Origin of the sequence: Lysinibacillus capsici, from assembly GCF_003367505.1 — a bacterium.
GTDB classification, from domain to species: domain Bacteria; phylum Bacillota; class Bacilli; order Bacillales_A; family Planococcaceae; genus Lysinibacillus; species Lysinibacillus capsici.
On the sequence record NZ_PXXX01000029.1, the window covers coordinates 1 to 8,783 of the forward strand.

12 protein-coding genes are annotated in these 8,783 nt (G+C 34.4%); 11 read left to right on the forward strand and 1 reads right to left on the reverse strand.

Features of this window, described 5'->3' with window-relative positions; genetic code table 11:
* The 4 genes from C7B89_RS23555 to C7B89_RS21955 form a co-directional block, all read left to right on the forward strand.
* Nucleotides 1-374, forward strand: a 374-nt coding sequence (locus C7B89_RS23555) for a BRO-N domain-containing protein (RefSeq protein ID WP_279629551.1), incomplete at its 5' end; no start/stop codon positions are given.
* Nucleotides 375-438: 64 nt separating this feature from the next.
* Nucleotides 439-681: a phage antirepressor KilAC domain-containing protein gene (locus C7B89_RS23560; RefSeq protein WP_115674576.1), complete on the forward strand. Its 243-nt coding sequence runs from the start codon at nucleotides 439-441 to the stop codon at nucleotides 679-681.
* A 100-nt stretch (nucleotides 682-781) separates the two neighbouring features.
* On the forward strand, nucleotides 782-2,077 hold the full coding sequence (locus C7B89_RS21950; RefSeq protein WP_115674577.1) for a phosphoadenosine phosphosulfate reductase domain-containing protein: 1,296 nt from the start codon (nucleotides 782-784) through the stop codon (nucleotides 2,075-2,077).
* A 509-nt stretch (nucleotides 2,078-2,586) separates the two neighbouring features.
* Nucleotides 2,587-2,886, forward strand: coding sequence for a helix-turn-helix domain-containing protein (locus C7B89_RS21955; RefSeq protein WP_115674578.1), 300 nt, complete (start codon nucleotides 2,587-2,589; stop codon nucleotides 2,884-2,886).
* Between the two features lie 850 nt (nucleotides 2,887-3,736).
* Here C7B89_RS21955 and C7B89_RS22980 read toward each other — a convergent pair.
* Nucleotides 3,737-3,880: a hypothetical protein gene (locus C7B89_RS22980; protein WP_158539209.1), complete on the reverse strand. Its 144-nt coding sequence runs from the start codon at nucleotides 3,878-3,880 to the stop codon at nucleotides 3,737-3,739.
* Between the two features lie 269 nt (nucleotides 3,881-4,149).
* On the opposite strand from C7B89_RS22980, the gene C7B89_RS21965 reads away from it, so the two are divergent.
* The 7 genes from C7B89_RS21965 to C7B89_RS22000 form a co-directional block, all read left to right on the forward strand.
* Entirely contained in the window at nucleotides 4,150-4,389 is a 240-nt protein-coding gene (locus tag C7B89_RS21965; RefSeq protein WP_115674580.1) for a hypothetical protein, read from the forward strand.
* Between the two features lie 105 nt (nucleotides 4,390-4,494).
* Nucleotides 4,495-5,235, forward strand: a complete 741-nt coding sequence (locus tag C7B89_RS21970; RefSeq protein ID WP_115674581.1) for a hypothetical protein — start codon at nucleotides 4,495-4,497, stop codon at nucleotides 5,233-5,235.
* A 238-nt stretch (nucleotides 5,236-5,473) separates the two neighbouring features.
* The gene (locus C7B89_RS21975) at nucleotides 5,474-6,256 is read left to right on the forward strand and encodes a methylamine utilization protein MauJ (protein ID WP_115674582.1); all 783 of its coding nucleotides are present in this window, start codon (nucleotides 5,474-5,476) and stop codon (nucleotides 6,254-6,256) included.
* Between the two features lie 358 nt (nucleotides 6,257-6,614).
* The gene (locus tag C7B89_RS21985; RefSeq protein ID WP_115674584.1) at nucleotides 6,615-6,905 is read left to right on the forward strand and encodes an HNH endonuclease; all 291 of its coding nucleotides are present in this window, start codon (nucleotides 6,615-6,617) and stop codon (nucleotides 6,903-6,905) included.
* The gene (locus tag C7B89_RS21990) at nucleotides 6,899-7,147 is read left to right on the forward strand and encodes a hypothetical protein (RefSeq protein ID WP_244205755.1); all 249 of its coding nucleotides are present in this window, start codon (nucleotides 6,899-6,901) and stop codon (nucleotides 7,145-7,147) included. The genes C7B89_RS21985 and C7B89_RS21990 overlap by 7 nt, the downstream gene beginning before the upstream one ends.
* 105 nt (nucleotides 7,148-7,252) lie before the next feature.
* Nucleotides 7,253-7,606: a P27 family phage terminase small subunit gene (locus tag C7B89_RS21995; RefSeq protein WP_115674585.1), complete on the forward strand. Its 354-nt coding sequence runs from the start codon at nucleotides 7,253-7,255 to the stop codon at nucleotides 7,604-7,606.
* Nucleotides 7,607-7,628: 22 nt separating this feature from the next.
* Nucleotides 7,629-8,783: terminase large subunit domain-containing protein (locus tag C7B89_RS22000; protein ID WP_147291549.1), on the forward strand; the 1,155-nt coding region annotated here is incomplete at its 3' end.

Below are 8,783 nucleotides of genomic sequence, written 5' to 3' on the forward strand. Positions count from 1 at the left end.
CGGTCTGGGGAGTAGGGGTATTAACAGGGAAAAGACACGACAATAGCGATGCTACCCAAACAGTAAGAAAAAAGTTTATCAATGAATCGGGCTTATACAGTTTAATTTTAGGAGCTTCTAAACAAGGTAACAATCCAGAAATTAAAGCGAAGGCAAAGAAGTTCAAACGCTGGGTTACTTCAGAGGTACTTCCGTCTATTCGAAAGGATGGAGGATATATTCAAATAAATGAAACAGACGACGAAGTAACGATACTAGCAAGAGGTTTATTGGTTGCAGAACGAGCATTGGCGCGAAAGGACGCTTTAATTTTAGAACAAGAACGTGTTATTAACGCACAAAAGCCGAAAGTAAGACTTGCAGAAGCTATATAAGCGAGTAAGACAGCTATTTCTATTAGTGAGTTCGCTAAAATCCTAAACCCAAAACGGCATAAAGATGGGACAGAATCGCTTCTACGAGTGGTTACGTCAAAACGGCTACTTAATCAAACAAAGAGGAATTGACTACAATATGCCTACTCAAAAAGCTATGAATCTAGGCTTGTTCAGAATCAAAGAATCACCGTTTACAAAGTTCGGAATTGTCCGTATCAGCAGGACTGCAAGGGTTACTGGAAAAGGACAAGCCTACTTTGTAAATAAGTTTTTGAAGGAGACGAAATCCAGTGAAAACAACTAATAAGACGTGGTTATCCATGACAGAGGACAAAAAACAAGAGGCACTGACGGAATGTTTGAATATTAAAACGTAAAACCAATGTAAAGGGAGTGCTACAGAAGTGCAAGAAAAAGTCACTAGATCAATCGCATATTTAGCAGAATTATACTTAGATAAGGAAGATTTAAGACCTTGGGCTATCGCATGGTCAGGAGGTAAGGACAGTACAACGGTATTATCGCTAGTCCTCAAAATGCTAGAATCATTACCTACTGATAAAAGAACTCGCCACATACACGTTGTCATGAGCGATACTCGCGTTGAAAATCCAGAAGTTGGAGCGTACATGCACTCGCAAGTAGAAGCGTTTAACCATTATGTAAAGCCTCGTAATCTACCAATTGAGGCTCAAATTGTACACCGTCCAGTAGAACATTCTTATTTTGTTTTGACTTTGGGACGTGGTTACTTTTTACCTTTAAGAAGTGGTGCTGGACGTTGGTGTACTCAACGCTTAAAAATTTCACCACAAGATAATATGCTAAAGTCAATTGATCCTTCATATATCATCATCGGAACTCGCTTATCAGAATCAGCAAGCCGTGAGGCTAGTATTCGAAAATGGTCGATTAGTGATCGTGTAGGAAAACATGTTTCACTTAAAAATACCCATACATTTATGCCAATCGTTGACTGGACGATTGATGATGTTTGGGCGTATCTATCGCAAGGCTCACTAGGATGGACCACAACAAATGAAGTAAGACGTATTTATAAAGAAGCAACAGGTGAATGTGGAGTAAGTAATCCACGTGGAGTTGAGAACATCGCAGCAAAAGCAGAAGCATGTGGCGCAAGGTTCGGCTGCTGGCTGTGTCCAGTAGTTGCTAACGACCGATCCACAGAAGAAATGACGAAATATCACGCTTGGCTAGAGCCGTTGACTTACTATCGAGAACTACAGGCGAAAGTGTACGGAGACTTTAAACCGATTAAAACAAAAGGACAGTCGCGCGCTCACCGCAGCCAAGAACTCCGTAAATGGGAAGCGATCAACGAGCAAATACGTTTAATTACAAAATGTGGGTACAATCGTGCAGGCAAACGTATGAAAGATGGACAAGGGACATTTACAGTAGAAGCAAGGCGATACCTGTTCGATGAACTTATGGCGACCCAAAAGCTTGTTAATCGTCTACGCAAATACGAAGGTTTAGCGGATATAACACTTATAGATAATGAAGAAATCTCCTTAATTAAGAAGCTATGGGCGGACGACGAAGTGAATACGCCTCACGTTGTCACAAACGCAATAGGACGCAGTATTGACGGATTATCACCGTTAGTTGACGGAAAAATTAGTGAAAAGAAATTTGCTGAATATATAGAGTTAAGAAAGTCGAAGGAAGCAAGTTAAGAAAATTGGGTAAGGAGGTCTAAAATGGATAGAGCGATAAAACCAATAAAAATAACGATAAGTGAGCGAATAACAATAGTTATCAGCGACACAGTTAGCGTCATCGTTACAGATAATATAGCGAATATCTCAGTACACTTATAACTCTTTAATCGGTATGTACAGCGACATACTACTTGCCTTTTCGGTTGACGGTTGGCGACGATCAACGCGAAATGAAGACAATCAGTTATTACATACCGACGAATGGTTGCAGCCATTTGCGGTATAGCAACAGTATTGTACACAGTGCTTAGCAGTAGCACATACAGGCGATAAATGGACGATAGAGACTGAGTTTTTGCGGGATATAGATATTTGGCGATGTCTATATCCTAGCAATTACATTTTCATTTTATGCTACTAATAATTTTATTACAGATTTATAAGAATATGCAAACGAATTATTAAAGGTGATTTAAACGGTTGGCGACGTTTATATCCTTAAAAGAAACGAAAGGAGTTATTACATGACTGACACAACGACAAAACAGCCATTTGTAATAGTGTATAAACAAATTCTTAATGACACTCGCATAACGAGGTCGAGTGACATAACTGTTTATTGTGCGCTATCGGCATATGCAGATAATATAACTCGTCAGTCTTGGGCTTCTATTGCGACTATTGCAAAAATGGCACGATGTAGTGAAAGTTCGGTTAGGCGTGCATTAAAGACTCTAAGTGACTTAGGATACGTTAGAGTTGACAAGCAATATGACCGAATAGGTAAGCAAACATCCAATTTATATACGGTATTAAACCTATAGGGGTATCAAATATGATAGGGATACCCTGTCAAAATTGATAGGGACACCCTTACGTTTTTGATAGACAAACTATACTTATATTTAACTAGACTTATATTAACTATAAAAATATTCACGAGGATTTATGCTTTAGCATAAATCCTCTATGTCGCTATCGCTCCATATCAATAATAATATAACGATATTTTTATTTAAAAGCATATCGACAGTTTATATAAACAACGAAACCATTAATCAGAATATGTGAACATATTAACGTTAATATCTATGACTATATATTATTGACTGTATTAAATAATAAAAGAATAAATAAGGCATATACCACGCGGCTAACTTGCGCCATTACAAAGGAGATTAATTAAATGACGATAGATAATAACAGTATTCAACTATTATTGAAGCAAACAACTTGTGACCACGTATTCAGTTTTTCTGTACAAGATGCTACCCCTATTTTTAAGTGTGAAAAATGTTCATTAGAAGAAATATTTACTGGAAATGTTCTGAGTAATGAAATTCCTTTCTATATGCCTTTAAACGTGTTTTAAAGCCCTTTATAGGCGTTGTGTAGATAAAGTCGAGGGTTTTGTTGTCAAGGAAGAAAAGTGCCTTAAATCGAACGTAAATGATGAATTATGACGTTGTATTAACGCTATATAATACGCAATAAAATTAGACTTTTTTTAGTCATAATAGCCATATTTATCAGCTTTTTGTGCCTATACATTATAGGAAAGAATACGTTGAATTAACGTAAAATAAACTCAGCTGATACTGTTTGCATGGTGTAAATAGTTACGGTAAAATAGAAGTGAAAAAAGAAGGCTTTCACCTTCTTCTTTCTATTGGTTTAGCGACGTTTATTCTTAGCGGGATTGCGTCGCTTTTTTGTATTCTTTTTCGTTAATGTTTGTATGTTCACTGCTATTGAGGAAAGACCTCCTAAGATGCCAACAATCGAACTTACATACATTAGTAGTTTTTCGTAATCCATTTTGTTCACCTCCTTTTCTATACTTTTATTATAACATCTATATTGACTCGCGTCTATATTATTTACCGTATTTTTAACGTAAAAATTACGGTATTTTTATTTGTGTATTGTTATGTAATGCAACCTTTATGTGTATTTTATCTTTGAATATAGTGATAGGCACGATAAAGTAAATTTATTGAGGCTACTGATGTAGTCTTCTTTTGTGATGACAATACTTTCCTTTTATTCTATGATGGTAGTAGATTAATAGGATAGGAGGAATAGATTTGACAACTAAAATTATTGGGATGAAAGAGGATAAGGGGACGGATTCTAATTGCAACTGCGGAGGATCACTGGTTTACCAAAATGCTTGGGATGATTTATTTGACAGATATGATCCGAATACGTCGTCACATGATGAAATATATAGCAAAATTTATAATAGGGACCATCAAGCAAAATATATTTGTAACAAATGTAAATTAGAAGTATTTGTTATACCTGATTATCAAATTAAAAAATAATACATAAAAGTCGCACTCACTACGAGTTGTGGCTTTTTATTATGCTTATATTCATTAAGAATCCACCATGTTAAGATAATAATAGTAAATATTGGGGGAATTTAAATGAAAAGAGTCATAGAAGTAATTCTTTCTATTTTTGTAGGAGTATTTTTATTTGGAATTTTCGCTATCACTTTTCAAGTAATAGGAGGGGATAGTTCTAATAAAGCTGCTATTATAGGTGGAATATTGAGTATGTTTGGTGGATTAATAGGTGCTTTCGGTGCTTATTTTATTGCGAAATGGCAAATGAATGTTTTATTAGAGAGGCAATACGAAAAAGAAAAAAGTAAATTTACTTGGGAAATAAAAGTTAATAAAAAACTAGAAGTAATAAGCATTTTAAATAATAAAATTAATGAATTAGATTTATTTAGAAAGGAATTTCTAAGTCATAATTCGACTGTACGTATTTATTTGAGAAAAATGATTAAAGAGAATCCTGATATTAAGGCCATTACTTTACCACAAGGTTATATAGAAGAATGTGAAAAATTCTTAGATATGATAACTAATTTTGCTCTTACTTTCCAAATATTATTTTCCTATAAATCGTTTTATAGTAAAGATTTTTTAAATCTATTAGAAAAATTAGATAAAGATTTACTTCAATCTTATAAAATTATAATTAAAGATATATCTAAAAATGATTGGGAAATTAAATGTTCCCCAGAAGAGTTTTATGATAATTGGTATGAAGAAGATTGTAAAATAGAGAAAGAAATACATGAATTAGATACTAAATTTCTTAAACTATTAGATTATCTTATCAATGAAGTCTCAGAAATGTTACCTGATGAGTAAATGAAGTATGTTAGGTCGGAATATTTTTAAAGTCACATTACAAAGAGGTGTGGCTTTTAATGATATCTTGAAAGGTGGCAAGTAGGAATAATATTAAAACTCACAGAAATTTCAAGTTAATTTATACATGTTCTTTTCCAAAGGAAATTTATAATCATTTTACCTTTATGGATATGATTGTGTGAAAGGGGTTTTTATGTAAATATGTTATTAAAGAGAAATTAAGGGAGGTTTTAGATTGGACAGAAGAATTTGGGAAGTTGATTTTGATGTGATTGGTCCGATATCTATTGAAAGAAAAATTCAATTCAAGCAAGAAAAAGGATTCGATCCATATGACCCTTTTTATAGTGATATAGAATTATCAAAATGTCCATACGGCTTTAAAGCAACAATTACTGCATATGCTGATACTATAGATATTGCTGAGACTGTTGCATATGTATTTTTTGGTAGAATGAGAGATGTATTATCCTTAATTAATGATATGCCTATCCAATTACATAAAAACGAAGGGTTATTTAATTCTGGAAAGAGATTTGCAAGTAGAAGGAAATTAAAAAAAGCTGATATCATTGAAGCTTTTACACTATCTAGAGAACTAGAAGTTTTGCATCCAACTTTACTAAGGGCTATTGGTTGGTACTCTAAGGGAAAGTTATCACATAACGCAATTGATCAATTTTTCGCATTCTGGAATGTTGTGGAAATATTAGGTAAGAAATATCATGTTGAAACGGAAAGAACAAAAGGTGGAAAAACTAAAAACCAAATTTATCAATGTTTTGAAGATTATTTTGGACCATTATCCGAATGGAAATTACCTGAGGGTTGGATAGACAATATGTATTCAAAAAGAAATATGATATTTCATGGTGGAGAAGATACTACACTTGACGCAATAAATGAAATTTCTAAGATGATTCCCTTATTAGAGAGAACTTCTAAAGATTTAATTAATAATATTATTGATAAAGAATATAAGAAGATCCATCATGGTTTAGTTATTACTGAACCATGAAAATGCAAAAACAAAAATACAGAGGTGAAGATTTTGAAAAGATTTAGTTCAACAATAACAGGTTTTGAAAATGTAGATTTTGAAAAGCTTAGGGAAGAAATGAAGACATCTAGTAAAAAAATATCATGCCATTATTGTAGTTACACTTCTGAAAATCGAAATGAATTCAAAATAAAAAGCATAGTAGTATTGGAAGAAATAGATGATAGGTATATTGCAGATAATAATTTTGTCTTATTATGTTATCAATGTTTAAAAAAAGATTACTAAACTTTTTTTTATAGTCACGTTTATACAAGCGTGGCTTTTTATTATGCAATTAATTATAAATTGTGGGGGATGAAGAACGTGATGATAAATGAACTTTTATAAATCAAAGTCTTGGCGTAGTAAACGCGCTAAAGTTTTAAAGCGTGATAATTATGAATGCCAGGAGTGTAGGCGGTACGGTAAGAATCGAACTGCTACTACTGTACATCATTGCAATCCATTAGAAACACATCCACAATGGCGGTTAGAGTCTTGGAATCTATTATCACTATGTACTGCTTGTCACGATAAAATGCATGATAGAACTAACAGCAAGTTGACTGAGTTAGGCGAATATTGGGTAGACAAAGTGAAAAAAGTGGAGGGTACAGAATGGTAAACAAGAGAACATGGAGAGAGTTTAGGGAGTCAGGAATGCTTTGGTGGATTAACATGATACTTCACACATTTGGTTGGTCAATTGTCATAAACATTGATAATAACGGTGATATAACAGATGCATACCCAGCAAGAGTTAAATACAGAGGATTTACAGAGAAACATAACACAGAAGGTTATATCAACGTTTCGAAATATTTAAAAGAAAATATTGTTGAAATTGAAAAAGAATCAAAAGAATAGCCCCCCATATCAAAACACTTCTATAAGGCATCGGGAGACCGAGGAGGGGGACTTTTTCCAATAGAGCGTAATTTTTAAAATAATTTTTTGAGGGAGGTGAAAGGCATGTCGAAGGTACCAAGTAAAGAAACAATTAAGCGTCGAACAGTGAGTGATATGAAAGCGTTGGGAGTACATAAACCGCAATATAATCGCTTGATTGACGCATATTCGGATATTGTACATCAATATTTAACTTTGACCGAAAGGTTTGAAAAAGAAGGCTATGAATATGAAAGCTACACAGCCGCAGGAGGCGCAAAAAAATCGCCAATTGTCGCAACCTTGGAATCACTTAGAAAAGACATTCTCGCATACTCTGATCGACTTTGCCTGAATCCAAAATCAAATGACCCAAACAATAAAGCTCCAACAAAGAATACAGGTTTAGTAGAGGCTTTGAATAGTCTTGGAGGCTAAGTATAAAAACTATGACCTTGTAATGGAGTATGCGAAATCAATTGTGGAAGGTCGTAAATTGGCGAACAAAGAGCAAATACAAGGGTGTGAACGGTTTTTACGGGATTTAGAAAATCCTGCATATGATTTTCGACCAAAAGATGCTGAATTTGTTATCGGTATTATCGAGAAAACATTCGTACATGCACAGGGCGAAATGCTAGATGGTACACCGTTGCGAGGTAAGCCATTCTTATTAGAGCCATTCCATAAATATCAAGTTTATAATTTGCTAGGGTTTTTTCATAAAGATACGGAGATTAGACGTTTCAAAGAAGCATTTATTTATATACCTCGAAAAAATATTAAAACATCCTTTGCAGCTGCATTAGCGTGGGCGTTAGGTTTGTTAAACAGGCGTTCTGGATCTAAGGTGTATATTGTTGCGGCTGCTTTAAAACAAGCACTCGAAAGTTTTAATTTCATTAATTACAACCTTGTTCAAATGGGCGAGAAAGAGAATTTTCGTGTGATTGATAATAACCAAGAACATTCTATTCGAGGGGATCTAGGTGATGGGTCTTTGTTTATTCAAGCATTGGCCGCCAATCCAGATAAGCAAGACTCATTAAACTGTAATATCGGTATTGCTGACGAAATGCACGCTTATAAGACACCGAAGCAATATAACATTATAAAAGAAGCAATGAAGGCATACACCAATAAATTGATGATTGGAATAACTACCGCTGGTGATAATATGTCTTCTTTTTGTTATCAACGTTTACAATACTGTAAAAAGATATTAGACGGCACAGTGATAGACGAACAATACTTCGTCTTTATCGCAAAAGCTGACGAAGATGAAAAAGGGAATGTGGACTATACGAATCCAATCGAACACGAAAAGGCGAATCCAGCTTATGGCGTGTCAATTCGTCCACAAGACATGTTAAATGATGCATTACAGGCACAGAATGATCCACAACAAAGGAAGGACTTTTTAGCAAAGTCTTTAAACATCTATACTTCTGCTGTAAAGGCATATTTCAATATTGACGAGTTTAAAACTTCTGACAGGAAGTATAACTGGACTATAGAGGATTTAGCGAAATTACCTATCACATGGTACGGAGGTGCTGACTTATCAAAGATGCATGATTTAACAGCTACCGCGCTATACGGTCACTATAAAGGC

What these genes read in the sequence shown, in the direction of transcription:
- C7B89_RS21970 (WP_115674581.1), top strand. Translation starts at nt 4,495, where the DNA reads ATGAAAAGAGTCATAGAAGTAATTCTTTCTATTTTTGTAGGAGTATTT.
- C7B89_RS21995 (WP_115674585.1), top strand. Translation starts at nt 7,253, where the DNA reads ATGTCGAAGGTACCAAGTAAAGAAACAATTAAGCGTCGAACAGTGAGT.
- C7B89_RS21990 (WP_244205755.1), top strand. Translation starts at nt 6,899, where the DNA reads ATGGTAAACAAGAGAACATGGAGAGAGTTTAGGGAGTCAGGAATGCTT.
- C7B89_RS22980 (WP_158539209.1), bottom strand. Translation starts at nt 3,880, where the DNA reads ATGGATTACGAAAAACTACTAATGTATGTAAGTTCGATTGTTGGCATC.
- C7B89_RS23560 (WP_115674576.1), top strand. Translation starts at nt 439, where the DNA reads ATGGGACAGAATCGCTTCTACGAGTGGTTACGTCAAAACGGCTACTTA.
- C7B89_RS21985 (WP_115674584.1), top strand. Translation starts at nt 6,615, where the DNA reads ATGAACTTTTATAAATCAAAGTCTTGGCGTAGTAAACGCGCTAAAGTT.
- C7B89_RS21955 (WP_115674578.1), top strand. Translation starts at nt 2,587, where the DNA reads ATGACTGACACAACGACAAAACAGCCATTTGTAATAGTGTATAAACAA.